The organism is Pseudomonas juntendi (genome assembly GCF_009932375.1).
Classification (GTDB): Bacteria; Pseudomonadota; Gammaproteobacteria; order Pseudomonadales; family Pseudomonadaceae; genus Aquipseudomonas; species Aquipseudomonas juntendi.
Map to the genome: position 1 here is coordinate 1 of NZ_BLJG01000069.1, position 20,209 is coordinate 20,209.

The 20,209-nt window shown below is 61.6% G+C and carries 17 protein-coding genes and 2 pseudogenes; 12 read left to right on the forward strand and 7 right to left on the reverse strand.

The genetic code is table 11. From position 1 onward, the window contains the following. Positions 1 to 103: 103 nt before the first annotated feature. Positions 104 to 1,048, reverse strand: a complete 945-nt coding sequence (gene choX / locus GYA94_RS10345; protein ID WP_161892275.1) for a choline ABC transporter substrate-binding protein — start codon at positions 1,046 to 1,048, stop codon at positions 104 to 106. Between the two features lie 142 nt (positions 1,049 to 1,190). On the opposite strand from choX, the gene GYA94_RS10350 reads away from it, so the two are divergent. After that, a complete protein-coding gene (locus GYA94_RS10350) occupies positions 1,191 to 2,138 on the forward strand; it encodes a GlxA family transcriptional regulator (RefSeq protein ID WP_110678143.1) in 948 nt (315 codons plus the stop codon). A gap of 3 nt (positions 2,139 to 2,141) precedes the next feature. Here the strand turns inward: GYA94_RS10350 and GYA94_RS10355 are convergent, their stop codons facing one another. The 3 genes from GYA94_RS10355 to GYA94_RS10365 form a co-directional block, all read right to left on the reverse strand. Then, positions 2,142 to 2,759: a hypothetical protein gene (locus tag GYA94_RS10355; RefSeq protein ID WP_161892276.1), complete on the reverse strand. Its 618-nt coding sequence runs from the start codon at positions 2,757 to 2,759 to the stop codon at positions 2,142 to 2,144. Positions 2,760 to 2,832: 73 nt separating this feature from the next. Next, positions 2,833 to 3,525, reverse strand: a complete 693-nt coding sequence (locus tag GYA94_RS10360) for a hypothetical protein (protein ID WP_161892277.1) — start codon at positions 3,523 to 3,525, stop codon at positions 2,833 to 2,835. 134 nt (positions 3,526 to 3,659) lie between these two features. Beyond that, positions 3,660 to 4,076, reverse strand: coding sequence for a lysozyme inhibitor LprI family protein (locus tag GYA94_RS10365; RefSeq protein WP_029886398.1), 417 nt, complete (start codon positions 4,074 to 4,076; stop codon positions 3,660 to 3,662). 285 nt (positions 4,077 to 4,361) lie between these two features. Here GYA94_RS10365 and GYA94_RS10370 point away from each other — a divergent pair, with 285 nt between their 5' ends. The 7 genes from GYA94_RS10370 (at position 4,362) to GYA94_RS10400 (ending at position 13,521) form a co-directional block, all read left to right on the forward strand. After that, positions 4,362 to 5,339: a dipeptidase gene (locus tag GYA94_RS10370; RefSeq protein ID WP_009682902.1), complete on the forward strand. Its 978-nt coding sequence runs from the start codon at positions 4,362 to 4,364 to the stop codon at positions 5,337 to 5,339. A gap of 77 nt (positions 5,340 to 5,416) precedes the next feature. Continuing rightward, complete coding sequence (locus GYA94_RS10375) at positions 5,417 to 5,947, forward strand: DUF5943 domain-containing protein (RefSeq protein WP_029886397.1); 531 nt, start codon at positions 5,417 to 5,419, stop codon at positions 5,945 to 5,947. A 15-nt stretch (positions 5,948 to 5,962) separates the two neighbouring features. Further along, the gene (dgcA, locus tag GYA94_RS10380) at positions 5,963 to 8,023 is read left to right on the forward strand and encodes a dimethylglycine demethylation protein DgcA (protein WP_019096852.1); all 2,061 of its coding nucleotides are present in this window, start codon (positions 5,963 to 5,965) and stop codon (positions 8,021 to 8,023) included. 205 nt (positions 8,024 to 8,228) lie between these two features. Beyond that, positions 8,229 to 10,181: a dimethylglycine demethylation protein DgcB gene (gene dgcB / locus GYA94_RS10385; RefSeq protein WP_161892278.1), complete on the forward strand. Its 1,953-nt coding sequence runs from the start codon at positions 8,229 to 8,231 to the stop codon at positions 10,179 to 10,181. After that, a complete protein-coding gene (gene etfA / locus GYA94_RS10390) occupies positions 10,181 to 11,413 on the forward strand; it encodes an electron transfer flavoprotein subunit alpha (RefSeq protein WP_161892279.1) in 1,233 nt (410 codons plus the stop codon). Before dgcB ends, etfA begins: the two co-directional genes overlap by 1 nt. Before the next feature lie 10 nt (positions 11,414 to 11,423). After that, positions 11,424 to 12,194 (forward strand): electron transfer flavoprotein subunit beta, encoded by a 771-nt coding sequence (gene etfB / locus GYA94_RS10395; protein ID WP_012270110.1) that lies wholly within the window; start codon positions 11,424 to 11,426, stop codon positions 12,192 to 12,194. Positions 12,195 to 12,654: 460 nt separating this feature from the next. Next, positions 12,655 to 13,521 (forward strand): RHS repeat-associated core domain-containing protein, encoded by an 867-nt coding sequence (locus tag GYA94_RS10400; RefSeq protein ID WP_161892280.1) that lies wholly within the window; start codon positions 12,655 to 12,657, stop codon positions 13,519 to 13,521. A 92-nt stretch (positions 13,522 to 13,613) separates the two neighbouring features. Here GYA94_RS10400 and gbca read toward each other — a convergent pair whose 3' ends face one another. Next, positions 13,614 to 14,906, reverse strand: coding sequence for a glycine betaine monooxygenase oxygenase subunit (gene gbca, locus GYA94_RS10405; RefSeq protein WP_054912226.1), 1,293 nt, complete (start codon positions 14,904 to 14,906; stop codon positions 13,614 to 13,616). Between the two features lie 295 nt (positions 14,907 to 15,201). Here gbca and gbcB point away from each other — a divergent pair, with 295 nt between their 5' ends. Next, positions 15,202 to 16,302, forward strand: coding sequence for a glycine betaine monooxygenase reductase subunit (gbcB, locus tag GYA94_RS10410; RefSeq protein WP_009682911.1), 1,101 nt, complete (start codon positions 15,202 to 15,204; stop codon positions 16,300 to 16,302). 120 nt (positions 16,303 to 16,422) lie between these two features. Here the strand turns inward: gbcB and GYA94_RS28660 are convergent, their stop codons facing one another. Further along, entirely contained in the window at positions 16,423 to 17,295 is an 873-nt protein-coding gene (locus GYA94_RS28660) for a methyl-accepting chemotaxis protein (protein WP_392484449.1), read from the reverse strand. Then, a pseudogene (locus tag GYA94_RS28665) lies at positions 17,278 to 18,048 on the reverse strand (MCP four helix bundle domain-containing protein); the annotation flags it as partial. The gene GYA94_RS28660 and the pseudogene GYA94_RS28665, both read right to left, overlap by 18 nt. A 279-nt stretch (positions 18,049 to 18,327) precedes the next feature. On the opposite strand from GYA94_RS28665, the gene GYA94_RS10420 reads away from it, so the two are divergent. The 3 genes and pseudogenes from GYA94_RS10420 to GYA94_RS28670 all read left to right on the forward strand — a co-directional run. Then, entirely contained in the window at positions 18,328 to 18,558 is a 231-nt protein-coding gene (locus GYA94_RS10420) for a hypothetical protein (protein ID WP_009683367.1), read from the forward strand. Next, positions 18,555 to 18,857 (forward strand): cell division protein ZapA, encoded by a 303-nt coding sequence (locus GYA94_RS10425; protein ID WP_029886391.1) that lies wholly within the window; start codon positions 18,555 to 18,557, stop codon positions 18,855 to 18,857. Before GYA94_RS10420 ends, GYA94_RS10425 begins: the two co-directional genes overlap by 4 nt. Before the next feature lie 246 nt (positions 18,858 to 19,103). Then, a pseudogene (locus GYA94_RS28670) lies at positions 19,104 to 20,132 on the forward strand (HAMP domain-containing protein); the annotation flags it as partial. Positions 20,133 to 20,209: the final 77 nt, after the last annotated feature.

Consider the following 20,209-nt stretch of genomic DNA (forward strand, 5'->3'; position numbering starts at 1 on the left):
GGCCGCGAAGCGGCCCCAGATTTCAGCAGCGCGCACAAATCCTGGGGCTGCTGGCGCAGCCCTTTCGCGACACAAGGCCGCTCCTACAGGCGAAGAGGCCGGATCAGTTGGCGGTGAGCTTGAGGTTGTCCGCAGCCGGCTTGCCGTCAAAGGTGGTCACACCCTCAAGCCAGCGGGCTTTGTCCTCGGGGTGGTCCTTGAGCCACTGGCGGGCCGACTCCAGCGCGTCCTTGTGGTCGAGCAGCGGCTGCATCATGCGGCTCTCGTCCTCGGCGCTGAATTTCAGGTTGGCCAGCAGGCGGTTGGCGTTGGGGCAGCGTTCGGCGTAGTCCGGCGCGGTCACCGTCCACACCGTGGCACGGCCTTCGTCGGGGCCGAGGGCGTCCTGGCTGTCACCCAGGTAGGCCATGTCGATGTTCACGTTCATCGGGTGCGGTGCCCAGCCGAAGAACACCACGGCTTCCTTGCGCCGCACGGCGCGGTCGACCGCGGCGAGCATGCCCGCTTCGCTGGACTCGACCAGCTGGAATTTGCCCAGGCCAAACTGGTTCTTGGTGATCATGGCCTTGATCTGCGTATTGGCCCCCGAGCCTGGCTCGATGCCATAGATCTTGCCGCCCAGTTCCTTTTCGAACTTGTGGATATCGGCAAAGGTTTTCAGGCCCTTGTCATACAGGTATTTCGGCACGGCGAGGGTGGCGCGGGCGTCTTCCAGGCTTGGCTGGTCGAGCACCTTGACCTGCCCGGCGTCGACGAACGGGGTGATGGTCTGGGTCATGATCGGGTTCCAGTAACCCAGGAACATGTCCAGGCGCTTGTCGCGGATGCCGGCAAAAATGATCTGCTGCGAAGCGCTGGTCTGTTTGGTCTGGTAGCCCAGGCCATCGAGCAGCACCTGAGCCATGGCGCTGGTGGCAATGACGTCGGTCCAGTTGACCACGCCCAGGCGGACGTGCTTGCAGGCCGCGGGTTCGGCGGCCAACAGTGGGGAAGTGGCGATGCTGCTCAGGGCAAGGGTCAACAGGCTGCGGCGGATCAAGCTGTGCATGGTGGCTCTCCATCGGCAGTGCATATTGTTATGGGGTTCGGTCTCTCTGGGCCGTGTGAATACGCTACGCTGGCGCCATCTTGCCCAAGCGCACGCTAGCGACAGGAATTAGCACCTGGGCGACCAGTTTCTGTGGAGGGGGATGATGGAGACGATTGCCTTTCTGTTGGTGCCCGGTTTTTCCGCCATGGGGTTCATTTCTGCGGTGGAACCACTGCGGGTAGCCAATCGTTTTGGCGGGCCGTTGTACCGGTGGCAGGTGCTGAGCCTGAACGGTGAGGCGGTGCTGGCGAGCAATGGCATGTCTATCAATGCCGATGCCGCTCTAGGGGAGGGCGAGTCGCCCGACATCCTGCTGGTGGTTGCGGGCTTCGAGCCACTTGCCAATGTCGCACCCAAACTGTTGCATGCGCTGCGCCGGCTCAACCATGACGCTGTCATGCTTGGGGGCATCGACACCGGTGCGATGGTGTTGGCCGAGGCGGGGCTGCTCGAGGGTTACCGGGCGACGTTGCATTGGGAGGCGCTGGAGGCCTTCAAGGAACGCTATCCAGGTCTTCAGGCCACCCAGGAGCTGTTCGAGATTGACCGCAGCCGCATCACCTGCGCAGGCGGAACGGCCTCGATCGATCTGATGCTGTACTTGATTGCCCAGGCTCATGGCAGCGAACTGGCGGTCAAAGTGTCCGAGCAGTTCGTGCTGGGGCGTATCCGTCAGCGCCAGGACCACCAGCGTATGCAGATCGGCGCGCGTTACGGCATCAGTAACAAGAAGCTGATCCATGCCATTGGCGAAATGGAAAAACACTTCGAGCCACCACTGACCACGCTGGATCTGGCAGCCGCGATCAAGGTCACGAGGCGTCAACTGGAGCGGTTGTTTCGCATACACCTGGATACCACACCCAGCAGTTTCTATCTCGCGTTACGGCTGGACAAGGCGCGTCAGCTGTTGGCCCAGACCGACATGTCGGTGACCCAGGTCAGCATTGCGTGCGGGTTTGAACTTCCATCGTATTTTACGCGGCGCTACAAGCTGAAGTTTGGGCGGTGCCCGCGGGAGGAACGTCGGCCGGGCGGCCCCAAATGAGCTTCACTCAAGCTCGCGCTCGAGAATTGCCCTCAGTTTTTCCCGGTTGCTCGCTTGCAGGTCCTGGCGAAGCGGGGCAAAACCTTCTGCATTGAAGCGTGCACCCAGATGGTCGAATATCAGGTTCAACTTTCGGGTGGGCTCGACCGGGTCGGTAACGCAGTAGGTATAAAACAGGATCGCCACCGGAACCTGGTCACCCTCATGGTCCATTTCGATACTTAGATGTGAAGAGGCGTTCATGACGGTGAATTTACGTGCACCCGCCGACTGCAGGGCGTTTTGAATATTTTCTTCCAGGCTTTTGAACCAAGGCCCTTTGGCCCGCGGTGGCGGTAGAAAGCCATTGTATACATCGCTTAGCGCAAGCAGGTGCGGCTCATACACAATGGTTTTGTGTGTATGTTCACACAGGGTGAATTTCAATGATTTCAAGGTGGCGAGGGCGAGCGCGAACCATTGCCGAGGCTGGATCTCCATCGAGTAGCTTTCATTGGCCAATGCTTGTGAATGACGCAGGCAGAGCTGCAAATCTTCCCATGTCTCGAGTGTCAGCCAGGGTGCAGGTTTGATGCTTAGCCGCTCCTCGAATATTCGGGTGTCCAGGCTTGTATCGCTCATGTGGCATTGTTCCTCGATGGCTGCACATGACCAGAGCCGGGTACCAGCGCTTTCTGGTACCCGGCCTCGCTCATCAGCTAGCGAAAAACTCGCCGAGGTCGTTTTTGATTTTCTCGTTCACAAGTTCCCGCGCAGCGTCGAAGTGACGAACGCTGAACGTGCCTTGTTGCGACGCGCGGTAGACGCGGGTGGAAGTTTTGTCGACCTTGCGGCTCAGGGCGCCCTCACGCTCGATTTTCGAGTCGTAGCTGGCCTGGAAGCTGGTCATGTGCATGGTGGGCAGGCCTTGTGGTGTCATTTCGCACTGGGCTACCACGAAGTTGCTCGATTTGCCGGATTCGCTATGGCTGTGCTTTTCCAGGTGTGCCTTGACTTCCGGCTTCTGCACGACAACTTGCAGAGCACGCTTGGCGCAGGCGGCGCGACGAGGGTCCGCGGAAACACTGATGGTGACGGACTTGGTGATCAGTTCTGCCAGGGTCAGGTTGTCCTCATCAATGGCATCTTCGGCATGTGCAGCACCTGTCATGGTCCAGCCGAATTTGATCAGGCCATCGTTGTAGAAGTTGTACCACTCGCGCTGCTGGGTTTCCTTGTCGAACTTCTTGTTGGCCAGTGCGGTCATCAAGCCCAGGCCGGACAGGATGTCTTGTGCAACGTCGGCAGGCACATTGTCAGCGAAAACGCAGATGGTCTGGCCGGTAGCGGCAACGCGCTCCTGGCCCTCTTTGCGGATTTTTTCCATTTCAACTTTGATGTCAGCCACTTTGTAATTCCTTGATAGTTTTGAATTTCAAGACACACATGCTGAGCACGTGGTCTGAGGGCACTATCGAGCAACGACGCAGGGGGCATCAGCGGCATGTTGTTCCTCGGGCGTTGGTCCTTCTCAGGTGCTGATCAATCTTCGGGGGCTGGCTCGTCACCGTCTTGCAGGCCCAGGCCGCGCAGGTATTCCGCCCGCTCATCGCTGCGCTGTGCAATGCAGCTGTTCCAGGCAGTCTGGTAGGCCTTGCTGCCTGGCTGTTCAGCGTGGGTTTCGACCTTGCAGTCTGCATCACGCAGTTGACGCCAGAGTTGCTCGGCTGCCTCTATTCGCGACATCAGGCCGGCTTCGTCGCCGAACTGGTCACGCATGCGTGCGGCGAGTTCGTCGTAGGCCGACTGCAGCTCACGCTCGGCGACCTGCTTGTTGAATGCTGCGCAGGCGAAGGTTTGCTGGTCGGTTTCCACATTGTCGCAAGGCGTGCTTTCTTCCTCGCTGGCCTGGGCCCCGCTCACAACGGCCAGCAGCGCCAGCCATGCCATTGATTTCATCCTTTTTCTCCTCACCTGGCTGTCGATTCGCAGGGATTCTCGCTCAGCCTGCGCTCTGGTGGTAGCTACCTGACCAAATGTTCATGAAGTGGCCGCAAATGCTGTTGTCGAGACTGTCTCGCATCGCCAGCCCGCGCGCCAGATGCCCTGTTGTCGCGCATTGACGCTTTCGGCAAACCCCCTGTCGTTTTTGCATCGGGGCGCCTTTGGGCACAGGCATATGCTGGCCCCAAAGCGCCGGCACAAGGTTTGGCGCCAACCCATTCGATAAAAGGGGACAGCCTGATGAGCCCAGCCGAACTTCACGCCGACAGTATCGTCATTGACGGCCTGATCATTGCCAAGTGGAACCGCGAGCTGTTCGAGGACATGCGCAAAGGCGGGCTCACTGCGGCCAACTGCACGGTATCGGTGTGGGAAGGGTTCAAGGCAACCGTCGACCAGATCGCCGCCAGCCAGAAGCTGATCCGCGACAACAGCGACCTGGTAATGCCGGTGCGCACTACCGCCGACATCCGCAAGGCCAAGGAACTGGGCAAGACCGGCATTCTCTTCGGCTTCCAGAACGCCCATGCCTTCGAAGACCAGATCGCCTATGTCGACGTGTTCAAGCAACTGGGCGTTGGCATCGTGCAGATGTGCTACAACACCCAGAACCTGGTGGGCACCGGTTGCTACGAGCGCGACGGCGGCCTGTCGGGCTTTGGTCGCGAGATCGTCGCCGAAATGAACCGCGTCGGCATCATGTGCGACCTGTCCCACGTCGGCTCCAAAACCTCCGAAGAAGTCATTCTCGAATCGAAAAAGCCGGTGTGCTACTCGCACTGCCTGCCATCGGGCCTCAAGGAGCACCCGCGCAACAAGTCCGACGCCGAGCTGAAGTTCATCGCCGACCACGGCGGCTTCGTTGGCGTGACCATGTTCGCCCCGTTCCTGGCCAAGGGTATCGATTCGACCATCGACGACTACGCCGAAGCCATCGAGTACACCATGAATATCGTGGGTGAAGACGCGATCGGCATCGGTACCGACTTTACCCAAGGCCATGGCCAGGACTTCTTCGAGTACCTGACCCACGACAAGGGTTACGCCCGCCGCCTGACCAACTTCGGCAAGATCATCAACCCGCTGGGTATCCGTACCGTGGGTGAATTCCCCAACCTCACCGAAACCTTGCTCAAGCGCGGCCACTCCGAGCGCGTGGTGCGCAAGATCATGGGCGAGAACTGGGTCAACGTCCTCAAGGACGTGTGGGGCGAATAAGCCGCTCTCCAAGCCTGAATGCCCCTGCCAGCAACGCCGGGGCACCCAAACAAAAATTTTTATGGAGTTGAGTTTCCATGGCCAAAATCGCCCCGCAATTGCCAATCGAAGTCGACAGCGAGACCGGTGTCTGGACCAGCGACGCCCTGCCGATGCTGTACGTGCCGCGCCATTTCTTCGTCAACAACCACATGGGTATCGAAGAGGTACTGGGCGCCGACAAGTACGCCGAGATTCTCTACAAGGCCGGCTACAAGTCCGCCTGGCACTGGTGTGAAAAAGAAGCCGAGTGCCATGGCCTGGAAGGCGTGGCGGTGTTCGAGCATTACATGAAGCGCCTGAGCCAGCGTGGCTGGGGCCTGTTCGAGATCCAGGACATTGACCTGGATAAAGGCACCTGCAGCGTCAAGCTCAAGCACTCTGCATTCGTGTACGTCTATGGCAAGTGCGGCCGCAAGGTCGACTACATGTTCACCGGCTGGTTTGCCGGCGCCATGGACCAGATTCTCGCTGCCCGCGGCAGCGCTATCCGCACTGTGGCCGAACAGGTCTATGGCGGGTCGGAAGAAGGCCACGAAGATGGCCTGTTCGTTACAAAGCCGTTGTAAGCCGGAGATAGCGTCATGGCATTCGAAGCAATGTTCCAGCCGATCCAGATCGGCAAACTGACCATCCGCAACCGCGTGCTCAGCACCGCGCACGCCGAGGTCTACGCCACTGACGGCGGCATGACGACCGACCGCTATGTGAAGTATTACGAGGAAAAGGCCAAGGGCGGTATCGGCCTGGCGATCTGCGGCGGTTCGTCGGTGGTGGCCATCGACAGCCCCCAGGAATGGTGGGCATCTGTCAACCTTTCCACCGACCGCATCATCCCGCACTTCCAGAACCTGGCCGACGCCATGCACAAGCATGGGGCCAAGATCATGATCCAGATTACCCACATGGGCCGCCGCTCGCGCTGGGACGGCTTCAACTGGCCGACCCTGATGTCGCCTTCGGGTATTCGCGAACCGGTGCACCGCGCCACCTGCAAGACCATCGAGGTGGAAGAGATCTGGCGGGTGATCGGTAACTACGCCCAGGCCGCGCGTCGCGCCAAAGAGGGCGGCCTGGACGGTGTCGAGCTGTCGGCAGTGCACCAGCACATGATCGACCAGTTCTGGAGCCCGCGGGTCAACAAGCGTACCGACGAATGGGGCGGCACGTTCGAGGGCCGCATGAAGTTCGGCCTGGAAGTGCTGAAGGCTGTGCGCGCCGAAGTCGGTGACGATTTCTGCGTGGGCATGCGTATCTGTGGCGACGAGTTCCACCCCGATGGCCTCAGCCACGAAGACATGAAGCAGATCGCGGCCTACTACGACGCGACCGGCATGCTCGACTTCATCGGTGTGGTCGGCTCGGGTTGCGACACCCACAATACCCTGGCCAACGTCATTCCGAACATGAGCTACCCGCCAGAGCCGTTCCTGCACCTGGCGGCCGGTATCAAGGAAGTGGTCAAGGTCCCCGTGCTGCACGCACAGAACATCAAGGACCCGAACCAGGCCACGCGCATTCTCGAAGGCGGCTACGTGGACATGGTCGGCATGACCCGTGCGCACATGGCCGACCCGCACCTGATCGCCAAGATCAAGATGGGCCAGATCGACCAGATCAAGCAGTGCGTCGGTGCCAACTATTGCATCGACCGCCAGTACCAGGGCCTGGATGTGCTGTGCATCCAGAACGCCGCCACCTCCCGTGAATACATGGGCGTGCCGCACATCATCGAGAAGACCACTGGCGTGAAGCGCAAGGTGGTGGTGGTAGGTGCCGGCCCGGCGGGCATGGAAGCGGCCCGCGTGGCCGCCGAGCGTGGCCACGATGTGACCCTGTTCGAGAAGAAGGACCAGATCGGCGGGCAGATCACCATCGCTGCCAAGGCACCGCAACGTGACCAGATTGCCGGTATCACCCGCTGGTACCAGCTGGAACTGGCGCGCCTGAAGGTCGACTTGCGCCTGGGCACCGCCGCCGACGTGGCGACGATCCAGGACCTGCGCCCGGACGTGATCGTGCTGGCGGTAGGTGGCCACTCGTTCCTTGAGCAGAACGAACACTGGGGCGCCGCCGAAGGGCTGGTGGTCAGCAGCTGGGACGTACTCGACGGCAAGGTTGCGCCGGGCAAGAACGTGCTGGTGTACGACACCATCTGCGAGTTCACCGGCATGTCGGTGGCCGACTTCATCGCCGACAAGGGCAGCCAGGTCGAGATCGTCACCGACGACATCAAGCCGGGCGTCGCCATGGGCGGTACTACCTTCCCGACCTACTACCGCAGCATGTACCCGAAAGAAGTGATCATGACCGGCGACATGATGCTGGAAAAGGTCTACCGCGAAGGCGACAAGCTGGTGGCGGTGCTGGAGAACGAGTACACCGGCGCCAAGGAAGAGCGCGTGGTTGACCAGGTGGTGGTGGAAAACGGCGTGCGCCCTGACGAGCAGCTGTATTACGCGCTGAAGGAAGGTTCGCGCAACAAAGGCCAGATCGACGTGGAGGCGCTGTTCGCCATCAAGCCACAGCCGATCCTCAGCCAGCCGGGCGAAGGCTACCTGCTGTACCGCATCGGTGACTGCGTGGCCCAGCGCAACGTGCATGCGGCGATCTACGACGCCTTGCGCCTGTGCAAGGACTTCTGATCGCACCGTCTATCTAGAGACGGGACTGGCCCCCCTGTAGGAGCGGCCTTGTGTCGCGAAAGGGCTGCGAAGCGGCCCCAGCAATTCATCAGCGCTGAGAATGCTGGGGCCGTTTCACGGCCCTTTCGCGACACAAGGCCGCTCCTACAGGGGTCCGCGCCGCCCTTGAGGTGGCGCAAGAATCCAGCTGTTGTGGGAGCCTCCCATGTTGAACACCCTGTTACCCATCCTGCTGTTCGCTGCCCTTGGCCTGGCAGTGCTCGGCGCCTTGCGCCGGGTGCGTATGTGGCGACGTGGCCGGGCCTCCAAGGTTGACCTGATCGGCGGCCTGCTGGCCATGCCGCGCCGCTACCTGGTGGACCTGCACCATGTGGTCGAGCGCGACAAGTACATGTCCAAGACCCACGTGGCCACCGCAGGCGGCTTCGTGCTGTCGGCCGTGCTGGCGATCCTGGTGCACGGCTTTGGCCTGCAGAGCAAGATCCTTGGTTACGCGCTGCTGGTCGCCACGGTGATCATGTTCAGCGGTGCCATCTTTGTCTTCAAGCGCCGCCTCAACCCGCCTTCGCGCCTGTCCAGGGGCCTGTGGATGCGCCTGCCCAAGAGCCTGCTGGCGTTTGCCGTGAGCTTCTTCATCGCCACCCTGCCGGTTGCTGGCATCCTGCCGGCCAACACCGGTGGCTGGGTGATGGTCGGCATTCTTGGCCTGGGCGTGCTGTGGGGCGTGTCCGAGCTGTTCTTCGGCATGACCTGGGGCGGCCCGATGAAGCACGCCTTCGCCGGTGCCCTGCACCTGGCCTGGCACCGCCGCGCCGAACGCTTTGGCGGTGGCCGCTCCACCGGCCTCAAGCCGCTGGACCTGGAAGACCCCAACGCGCCGCTGGGCGTGGAAAAACCGGTGGACTTCACCTGGAACCAGTTGCTTGGCTTCGATGCCTGCGTGCAGTGCGGCAAATGTGAAGCCATGTGCCCGGCCTTTGCCGCCGGCCAGCCGTTGAACCCGAAAAAACTCATCCAGGACATGGTCATCGGCCTGGCCGGTGGCACCGACGCCCAGTTCGCCGGCAGCCCGTACCCTGGCAAGCCGATTGGCGAGCACGGCGGCAGCCCGCACCAGCCGATCGTCAATGGCCTGGTCGACGCTGAAACGCTGTGGTCGTGCACCACCTGCCGTGCCTGTGTCGAAGAGTGCCCGATGATGATCGAGCACGTCGATGCCATCGTCGACATGCGCCGCCACCTCACCCTGGAGAAGGGTGCCACGCCGAACAAGGGCGCCGAGGTGCTGGACAACCTGATCGCCACCGACAACCCTGGCGGTTTCGCGCCTGGCGGGCGTATGAACTGGGCCGCCGACCTCAACCTGCAACTGCTGTCGGAGGTGAAAACCACCGAGGTGCTGTTCTGGGTGGGCGATGGCGCATTCGACATGCGCAACCAGCGCACCTTGCGCTCGTTCGTCAAAGTGCTCAAGGCCTCGGGTGTCGACTTTGCCGTGCTTGGCCTGGAAGAACGCGACAGCGGCGACGTGGCGCGCCGCCTGGGCGACGAAGCGACCTTCCAGCAACTGGCCAAGCGCAATATCCAGACCCTGGCCAAGTACAAGTTCCAGCGTATAGTCACCTGCGACCCGCACAGCTTCCATGTGTTGAAGAACGAATACGGTGCATTGGGCGGCGACTACCAGGTGCAGCACCACAGCACCTACATTGCCGAGCTGATCGCCGCCAACAAGCTGAACCTGGGCCAGCACAAGGGTGGCAGTGTCACCTACCACGACCCGTGCTACCTGGGCCGTTACAACGGCGAGTACGAAGCCCCGCGTGCGGTGCTCAAGGCGCTGGGTATCGAAGTGCGCGAAATGGAGCGCTCGGGCTTCCGTTCGCGGTGCTGTGGCGGTGGCGGCGGTGCGCCGATCACCGACATCCCCGGCAAGCAGCGTATTCCGGACATGCGCATGGATGACATCCGCGAAACCAAGGCTGAGCTGGTGGCCGTGGGTTGCCCACAGTGCACCGCCATGCTCGAAGGCGTGGTCGAACCGCGCCCACAGATCAAGGACCTGGCCGAGCTGGTGGCTGATGTGTTGATCGAAGAAGACGCGCCTGCCGCCGCAAAGCCGCAAGCGGCCAAACGTGAACCTGCGGAGGTGCACTGATGAGCGACATTGTCCGCCGCGACCCACGCGCCGAGTGGATCGCCCGTAACCGTCTGCATCCGCTGCATGCTGCGATGCAGACGCAACAGACCAGCTGGATGGGCCCCAACGGCATCATCCGCAAGAACCCACATGCGCTCGCCGCAGGCTTTGTGGGCCCGGCCGGCCTCAAGCGTATCGACCGCAGTGGCGCCCAGCAGGGCACGGCTGTGGGCGGCCGACGCATCGCGGCGGCTGAGGTCAAGTTGCCGCTGCACCAGGTGCCTGAGCCGGCGTTCTACATTGCCGTGGTGCCAGACATGGTCGGCGGCCGCCTGAGCAGCCACGACCGCGACCTGCTCGGCTTGGCCCATAGCCTGGCCGGCAGCGACGGCGCCGTGCTGGCAGTGGTGTTTGGCGAACACAAGGAAAGCAACTTTTCCACAGCCGGTGTCGATCGCCTGCTGGTGCTCGAAGGCGAGGAATTCGCAGGTTATGCGCCGGAGCAACTGGTGCAGGGCCTGCGCGCTGTGGATAACCAGTTCACCCCGCGCCACTGGCTGCTGCCCGACAGCCGCAGCGGTGGCGGCGAACTGGGCCGGCGCCTGGGTGCATCCCTGGGCGAGCGCCCGGCGACGCGGGTCTGGCAGGTCAAGGACGGCCAGTGCATTGGCCGGGCCGGTGCCGGCCAGCAAGACCTGCAACGCGCCGTGCCACGGCTGATCCTGGCGGCGGCCGAGTGTGCCGAGCCGGTCAGCGAAACCCGCCATGAAGCGTTGCCGGTGGAGTTGTCCACAAGCATCGCGCGCAGCCTGTCGCGCATCGAGGACCTTGGTTCGGTGGCTGTAGACCCGGCCACCATCGCCATGGCCGAAGCCGAATTCATCGTCTCGGGCGGCAACGGCGTCAAGGACTGGGACCTGTACCACAAAGCCACAGCCGCCCTCGGCGCGACCGAAGGCGCTTCGCGGGTGGCGGTGGACGATGGCTTCATGCCGCGTAACCGTCAGGTGGGTGCCACCGGCACCTGGGTCACTGCACGGGTTTACGTGGCTGTGGGTATCTCGGGCGCGATCCAGCACCTGCAGGGCATCGGTGCCTGCGACAAGGTGGTGGCGATCAACATGGACCCGGGCTGCGACATGATCAAACGGGCTGACCTGTCGGTAATTGGCGACAGCTCGGCGATTCTCAAGGCGTTGATCGAAGCTGTGGACAACTACCGCAGCGGCGGCCAGCGCGACGCGGCATAAGGGCACGAGCATGAGTACGAAAGTGATCAGCCTGGTTTCCATCGGTGCCCACCCCAGCTCCGGCCGCGCCCGCCGCGCCGAACAGGATGCCCGCGCCGTGGAGCTGGGTTTGCAGCTGGCTGGGGATAACTTGCAGGTGGTGCATGCTGGCGATCCACAGGAAGAGGCTTTGCGCGCTTACCTGGGCATGGGCCTGGACCACCTCGATGTGCTGGAGCAACCGGCCGGTGCCGATGTGCTGGGCGTGCTGGGCGATTATCTGCGCGACGCCGGGGCCCAACTGGTGCTGACCGGCAGCCAGGCCGAGACCGGCGAGGGGTCGGGCATGTTGCCGTTCCTGCTGGCGGAGAAGCTGGGTTGGCCGTTGATTGTAGGGTTGGCCGAGGTGGAGTCGATCGACAACGGCACCGCCCAGGTCCTGCAGGCTCTGCCACGTGGCCAGCGGCGCCGGCTGAAGGTTCGCTTACCGCTGCTGGCGACTGTGGATAACGCCGCACCTAAGCCGCGCCAGAGTGCCTTTGGCCCGGCACGCCGGGGCGTATTGGCGGCACGTAACGTGGCCATTGTCGACGACGAGCTGCTGGCCGAGGCAGAGCTGCAACCGGCCCGGCCACGGCCCAAGCGGTTGAAGGTGATCAAGGCCAAGAGCGGTGCCGACCGCATGAAGGCAGCGACCGCCAAGGCCAGTGGTGGCGGTGGCAAGGTGCTGAAGGACGTTTCGCCACAGGAAGGTGCTGAGGCCATCCTCAAGCTGCTGGTGGAAGAGGGCGTGCTGCGTTAAGGCTTCACGCGATCCTTTGTAGGAGCGGCCTTGCGTCGCGATGGGCTGCGCAGCAGCCCCTGGATTTCGAGCCTGACTCAAGATTGCCGGGGCTGCTGCGCAGCCCATCGCGACGCAAGGCCGCTCCTACATCGACCGCATCTTCTTCAAGTCATGCACGATAACTGTGGCCACTTTCCAATATGTCGCGCATAGCTGTGAATAAGTCTTTTCCTGAATGACATCAGCTAGCGGCCAGCAGAAATATGAGATACACCGAGTTCTGCCCACGGAATCTGTTCGCCAAGGGTTGGTGTTTCTGTGGGTAAGATGTAAAGAACACTCTGCAGGTGCTCTATCGCGCGGAATTGATAGAAATGAGAGCCATGACAGGCCAAGGGGTAACTGATAATTTTGCCAGTATCACGTGATTGAGTTGGATGGGTAGAGTGCTAGTGATTCCAAGTCATTAGGGCACATCATGACCGTCTCACATTTGCTTAAGGTCGACCGACAGCAGTCAGTCTTGGGTGAGGGTAGCGATATCGTCCGTGCCTTTACCGTTTACGGTGGGTTCAATCCCGTCGATAGCCTATACACGGGTTTCTCCGGCGAGATTAGAGATCAACTGACTGGTTGCTATCACCTGGGCCAGGGCTATCGCACTTTTAACCCTGTACTCATGCGCTTTCACTCACCTGACGCAATAAGTCCTTTTGGTCTTGGAGGCATCAACGCCTATGCCTATAGTGATCCCGTCAATACCCGAGATCCTAGCGGGCATAATGCCTTGTTTATCTCGGCGTTCGCCCAGCGGGTAATGACAGCAGTGGTCGGCACAATTTCAATTGGGAAAGCACTCCTGAGCAAGTCTCCCACAACCTGGGTTGATCGCGTGATTTTGCGCATGACTGTAGGGGGTGGCGGGTTGAGTATCGCAGGGGCAGTGGGGCAGACTGCTGGTGCGGCTTCGTTTGCGTATGTGTCCAACGCAGGCCTCGGCTTGGCGGGGGCGGGAACTGTAGCGGGCTTTGCAAAAGCGCTTTATGACGAGCGCAGTAGCCTTGGTAGCAGGGTGCTTACCAACCTTCGCGCCGCTGTGGGGGTGAAGGCGAAACAACCCAGATCTCAAGATCTGGAAATCAATTCCCCGGCGCCACACGTGCCTTCAGCCAGTTTTCCCTTACCTTCAGCGCCCCCTGAAAGCCCGGGCTTTGGTCTTAGTGCCGTGGCGCTTCGCCCGGATGTTGCGGTAACAGTGCCTCGACCCTTTACATCACTCGAACTGCTGGAAAGTGACATGAGCTACATGAGTGATATGAACAAGCGAGTTCGACAGCCTGCTTGAGATGAGCATGACGTTAAGCTCATATATCAAATGTATACCGAGGCCGCATCGCACATCACGAACACTACCGTAATGTGCGACGCCCTCATGGGTTATTGAGCCTTTACCTCCTTCAGGTAGGGGGCAGGCTCTGCGCCCAAGTTGGCCAATACGCGGTCGCTGTACCAGTCAATGAAGTTCACCACACCAAACTCGTAAGTCTTCGAGTAAGGCCCAGGCTGGTAAGCGGTAGAGTTGATCCCGCGCTGGTTCTCTTCGGCCAGTCGACGGTCCTGGTCGTTGGTGGCGTCCCACACCTTGCGCATGTTTTCCGGGTTGTAGTCCACACCTTCCACAGCGTCCTTGTGCACCAGCCACTTGGTGGTGACCATGGTTTCCTGGGCACTGATCGGCCATACGGTGAACACGATCATGTGGTCGCCCATGCAGTGGTTCCACGAGTGCGGCAGGTGCAGGATGCGCATCGAGCCCAGGTCCGGGTTCTTGATGCGGCCCATCAGTTTCTGGCAGGCCTGCTTGCCGTCCATGGTCATCGACACGGTGCCCTTGAGCAGCGGCATGCGCACGATACGGTTACGCAGGCCGTGGCTCTTGTGCAGGTAAGGGATCTTCTCGGCTTCCCAGGCGGCGGCAGAGGCGGCCACGTGGTCCTTGAATTCCTGGCTGGCACGCGGGTCGTTGGTGTCGTCCCATTCCAGCAGGGTTTGCAGCAGCTCCGGGTGCGAACCGTTGCAGTGGTAGCACTCGCGGTTGTTTTCCAGTACCAGCTTCCAGTTGGCCTTTTCCATCAAGGTGGTCTGCACCGCCACCTTGGTGTTTTCCATGTCGTACGGTTCCATGTAGTGGTCCAGGGTGGCCAGGAACTCGTCGATGGCTGGCGGGTTCTGCGCCAGGCTGATGAAGATGTAGCCGCCTGCGACCTTCACGTTCACGGGCTTGAGGCCATACTGGTTCATGTCGAAGTCGGCACCCATCTCGGTGCCGGCGAACAGCAGGCGGCCGTCCAGCTCGTAGGTCCACTGGTGATATGGGCACACCAGCTTGGCCACTTTACCTTTTTCGCTGACGCACAGGCGTGAGCCGCGGTGGCGGCAGACGTTGTGGAAGGCATGCACCTTGCCTTCGGCACCGCGCACCACGATGATCGGGTTCTTGCCGATCTGCAGGGTGATGTAGTTGCCCTTGGCCGGGATCTCGCAGGTCATGCCGGCGATCAGCCACTCCTTGTGGAAGATCTCCTGCATGTCGATCTGGAACAGACGCTCGTCGGTGTAGAACGGCTGGGGCAGCGAGTAGGTGCGCTCGCGGGTCTGCAGCATCTCGGCGGTAGCCTTGCGTGCAGGTTCAAGTGGATCGCCCAGGCTCAGGGTTGCGGTGACGTCCATCGTGTATTCCTCGGGGCCGTGCGCGGCCGGCAAAAGGTGGCTAATCGTTGTGGTGGTGCCGCAAGGCTGTCGTTGAAAAAACAGCATGTTGTTTTGCCGTGGAGTGTGCGTCCGAAGACGTCGTGAACCGTATCCATGGGCGACATGGCCGAATTGAATAACGACGCGCCAGGCCTTGTGCCACGGGCCTGGTCGCGATAAGCACGTCGATGTCGCAGGCAGGAATGTGCGTCGTGTTCAGCTTGCGCATTATCGCAGCCATAAAAAGGGCCATAGTCGGCCGCTGGAGATGAACATGTCCGATACCTTCCTCAATCCGGTCACTACCCAGACCTGGGCCAATGGCCGCCACATCGTGCGCTGCGTCAAGGTCATCCAGGAGACCTGGGACGTGCGCACCTTCTGCTTCATGGCCGACCAGCCAATCATGTTCTTCTTCAAGCCAGGGCAGTTCGTCACCCTGGAGCTGGAGATCGAAGGCAAGCCGGTGATGCGTTCCTATACCATCTCCAGTTCGCCATCGGTGCCGTACAGCTTCTCGATCACCGTCAAGCGCGTGCCGGGCGGGCTGGTCTCGAACTTCCTGCACGACACCATGCACGAAGGCCTCGAGGTGCCGGTGCACGGCCCTGTGGGCCTGTTCAATGCCATCGACTTCCCTTCGGGCAAGGTGCTGTACCTGTCGGGCGGCGTGGGCATTACCCCGGTGATGTCGATGGCGCGCTGGTTCTACGACACCAACGCCAATGTCGACATGGTGTTCGTGCACAGCGCCCGCTCGCCGAAGGACATCATCTACCACCGCGAGCTGGAGCAGATGGCTTCGCGTATCCCCAACTTCAGCCTGCACATCATTTGCGAAAAGCATGGCCTGGGTGAGCCGTGGGCGGGTTACCGCGGGTACCTGAACCAGCGGCTGATGGAGCTGATCGCGCCGGACTACATGGAGCGCGTGGTGTTCTGCTGCGGCCCTACGCCGTACATGAACGCGGTCAAGCGCCTGCTGGAAGCGGTCGGCTTCGACATGGCCAATTACCACGAGGAATCGTTCGGCGCCACGCCGCCGGAAGCCAAAGCCGACGCCGTGGAACACGCCGAGCAGGCGGCCGATGCCCCAGAGCTGGACGTCTCCGACCTCAACCTGGTGGAGTTCATCGGCAGCGAGAAGAGCATTCGCATTGCCCCGGGCGAGACCGTGCATGCCGCGGCAGCCAAGGTTGGCCTGATGATCCCGAAAGCCTGCGGCATGGGCATTTGCGGTACGTGCAAGGTGCTCAAGCTGGGGGGCGAAGTGGAAATGGAGCACAACGGCGGCATCACCGAAGAGGACGAAGCCGAGGGCTACATCCTGTCGTGCTGCAGCGTGCCGAAAGGGGATGTGCGGATCGATTACTGATCCGAAATTGGGGGGCTGCTGCGCAGCCCATCGCGACACAAGGCCGCTCCCACAGGCGATCGCGGTCCCTTGTAGGAGCGGCCTTGTGTCGCGATGGACCGCAAAGCCGCCCCAGCTGTTTCAAGTACGAAACCGCGCTACAAGGCCATTGAGGTCCACGGCGAGGCGCGACAGTTCGGCACTCGCTGCACTGGTCTGATGCGCCCCGGTCGCACTCTGCACCGACAGGTCATTGATATTCACCAGGTTGCGGTCCACCTCCCGCGCCACCTGTGCCTGTTCTTCGGCGGCGCTGGCGATCACCAGGTTACGCTCGTTGATCTGCGCCACCGCCCCGGCAATGGTGTCCAGCGCCAGGCCGGCCCCGCGCGCGATGTTCAGCGTTGATTCAGCCCGCTCGGTGCTGGTACGCATCGACTCCACAGCCTGTTCCGTACCCCCCTGAATGCTGCCGATCATGCGTTCGATCTCACTGGTCGACTGCTGGGTACGGTGCGCCAGTGCCCGCACTTCGTCCGCCACCACGGCAAAGCCACGGCCCGCTTCACCAGCACGCGCTGCTTCGATGGCCGCGTTGAGTGCCAGCAGGTTGGTCTGGTCGGCCAGGCCACGGATCACGTCCAGCACCTTGCCGATATCTCGTGACTGCTCGGCCAGGTGGGTGACCAGCTTGGCAGTACCTTGCACATCGCCGCTCATGCGCTCGATGGCAGCCACGGTTTCCAGCACCAGGTCTCGGCCGTCGCCGGTCGAGCGGCTGGCTTCACTGGACGCCTCGGAAGTGCTCACCGCGTTGCGCGCCACTTCTTCCACGGCGCTGGTCATTTCGGTAACGGCGGTGGCGGCTTGCTGGATTTCGTTGTTCTGCTGTTGCAGGCCACGGGCGCTTTCATCGGTGACCGTGTTCAGCTCCTCGGCTGCCGAGGCCAGCTGGGTGGCGGAGCCGGCGATCTGTTGCAGGGTGTCGCGCAGCTTGTCCTGCATGCGGGCCATGGCGCGCAACAGGCGGGCAGCCTCGTCGGTACCTTCGGCGCGTACGGTGTGGGTCAGGTCACCGTCGGCAATTTGCTCGGCGCTCTTGAGCGCCTCTTCGATCGGCTTGACGATACTGCGGGTCAGCAGGAAGGCACAGACGAAGGTCAGTACGCTGGCGCCGATCAACAGGCCAATGACCAGCGCGAAGGCCGTGCCGTATTGCTCGGCGGCTTTCTCGTTGGTGGCGCGAGTCTGCTCGGTGTTCATGCGTAGCAGGGTATCCATGACCTTGTTCATCTGCTCGGAGTTGGCCATCAGGTCGCGGTTCAGCATGTCGCTCAGTTCATCGAGGCGGTTCTCCTGGCTGAGGGTGCGCATACGCGACTCAAGTTGGCGGTACTGGCTGAGCAACTGGCCGAACTGGTCGAAGGCTGCCTGTTCGTCGTCGGCGCGGATCATGGGCACGTAGGCCTCGCGGGCGCGGTCCATCTGGGCATTGCGCTGGTCGAGCAGGTTCAGGGTATCGCGCTGGGTCTGGGCATCGCGGTTGACCAGCAGGCGGTACGAGAGCGTGCGCATGCGCAGGTTCAGCCCGGTCAGCTCATCCAGAATCTTGATGCTCGGTACGTTGACCTGCTCGATGACCTCGCCTGCCTGGCGGATGTTGCCCATTTGGACCAGCGAAAAGATGCCGAGGCCGAGCATCAACAGGCCAATCAACGCGAAGCCAAGTAGCGCGCGCGGGGCGATATTCATGTTGCGTAGAGACATGGCAGAAGGGTTCCAGGCAAGGAAGAGGAGGGGTGCTTGAGGTGCGACGAAATGGGACTTGCCGGGCTATCGGTCGTGGCCGCCGAGTCTTGAGTGCGGCTGCGAAATAATTATGAGGGCGCTAACCATTTCCTGACCGGCGGTTGACCCAGGTCGGAACAAGGGGGTGGTTCCTCTGTCAATCTGCGGGTCAGCAACCTTGTGAATCCGATATTTAATGGCGATGGGCGGCAGTTTTCTTTATCGTGTGCGCCCCTCGCAACAACCTGAGATAGACCCATGCTGGAAGCTTCCCTGAATCAAATCGAGCAACTGGTCAGCGACCTGATGCAGAAGAACGCTCAACTTGCCGAGCAGAACACCGCCCTTGGCCAGGAACTGGCCCAGGCCAAGGAAGAAAACGAAACCCTGCAGCTGTCGCTGATGGAGCAGGAAGAAAAGAACGGCGCCACCGCCGCACGCATCCAGGCCCTGGTTGAGCGCGCCAGTGCGGGCGTTGTCGGCGCATGAGACTGCAAGAGCAGCCGATCAATGTCGTGTCGATTCTCGGCATCGACTATTCGATCAAGGCGCCCGAAGGCCAGGAAGAAACCTTGGCCCAGGCGGTACGGATGCTCAACACTGCCCTTAACGAAACCAAGCGCCAGTACCCGACATTGATCGGTGACAAGCTGTTGGTACTGGCTGCCCTCAACCTTTGCTCCAGGCAGGTCGAGCTGCAGAAAGAACACCAGCAAACCCTGGCGCGCACCCAGGCGCAGATCGACGCGACCGTGGATGCCATCGTCCGCACAATCGCAGAGTCCTGATCGGTCCTTTGGGCGCTGCGCGCCCCTCCGCCAAACAAGGCCGCACCTACAGGTTGACCCGACCCCTGTAGGAGCGGCCTTGTGTCGCGATGGGCTGCAAAGCAGCCCCAAGTTCCAGTGCATTGTCCCCAACGACTGGATTAACTGAATACTCAAGTGTATACACTTCTCGCAAAACAATAATGTTGCGGGGGGTAGGGCATGGGTTTCTGGCGCAAGAGCATCCAGTGGCAATTGATAACCAGCATGGGTGGTGCCTTGCTGGCGAGCATCCTGGTGGTGGTCATCATCTTCACCGTGGCGCTCAATCGCCTCACCGAGCGTTACCTGGTGGACACCGCCTTGCCGGCCAGCATCGAGGCCATCCGCAACGAAATCGAACACATGCTGGGCCAGCCGCTGGTGGCAGCGGCGGACATTGCCGGCAATACCCTGCTGCGCGACTGGCTTGCCGCCGGTGAAGACCCCGCCCAGGTCCCGCAGTTTCTCGAATACCTCACGGCAGCCAAGCAGCGCAACCGGGCGTTCACCACCCTGTTCGTGGCGACCGAAACCGGCCATTACTACAACGAAAATGGCCTGGACCGAACCCTCGACCGCAGCAACCCCAAGGACAGCTGGTTCTACGGCTACGTCGACAGCGGTGCCGAGCGGTTCATCAACATCGATGTCGACGGCTCTACGGGCGAGCTGGCGCTGTTCATCGACTACCGCGTGGAAAAGAACGGCCGATTGGTCGGCGTGGCCGGTATGGGCCTGCAAATGACCGAGCTGTCGAAACTGATCCACGACTTCAGTTTCGGCGAGCATGGCAAGGTATTTCTGGTGCGCAACGATGGCCTTGTCCAGGTGCACCCGGAAGCCGCGTTAAGTGGCAAGCGCCAGCTCGGCGAGCAGCTTGGCGACCAGGCCGCCAAGGCGGTAATGAGCGGCGGCGCCAGCCTGCGCAGCGGCCGCTTCGTGCGTGACGGCGAACAATACCTGGCCTTTGGCTTGCCTTTGCGTGACCTGAACTGGACCTTGGTCGCCGAAGTGCCGGAAGCGGAAATCTACGCCCCCATGCAACAGGCGGTATGGCTGACCAGCCTGATTGGTGGCGCCGTGGCCCTGGTATCGTTGCTGCTGGTGGTGTTGCTGGCACGCGGCCTGGTGCGGCCGCTGCGGCGCGTCACCGCTGCGCTGGTGCAGATTGGCAGCGGTGCGGGCGACCTCAGCCAGCGCCTGGATGACTCACGCCCGGATGAGCTGGGCGACCTGGCCCGTGGCTTCAACCGCTTCCAGGGTAGCCAGCGCGACCTGATCGGCGAGGTACTGAATACTTCCGAGCGCCTGCACCGGGCTGTGGAGCAGGT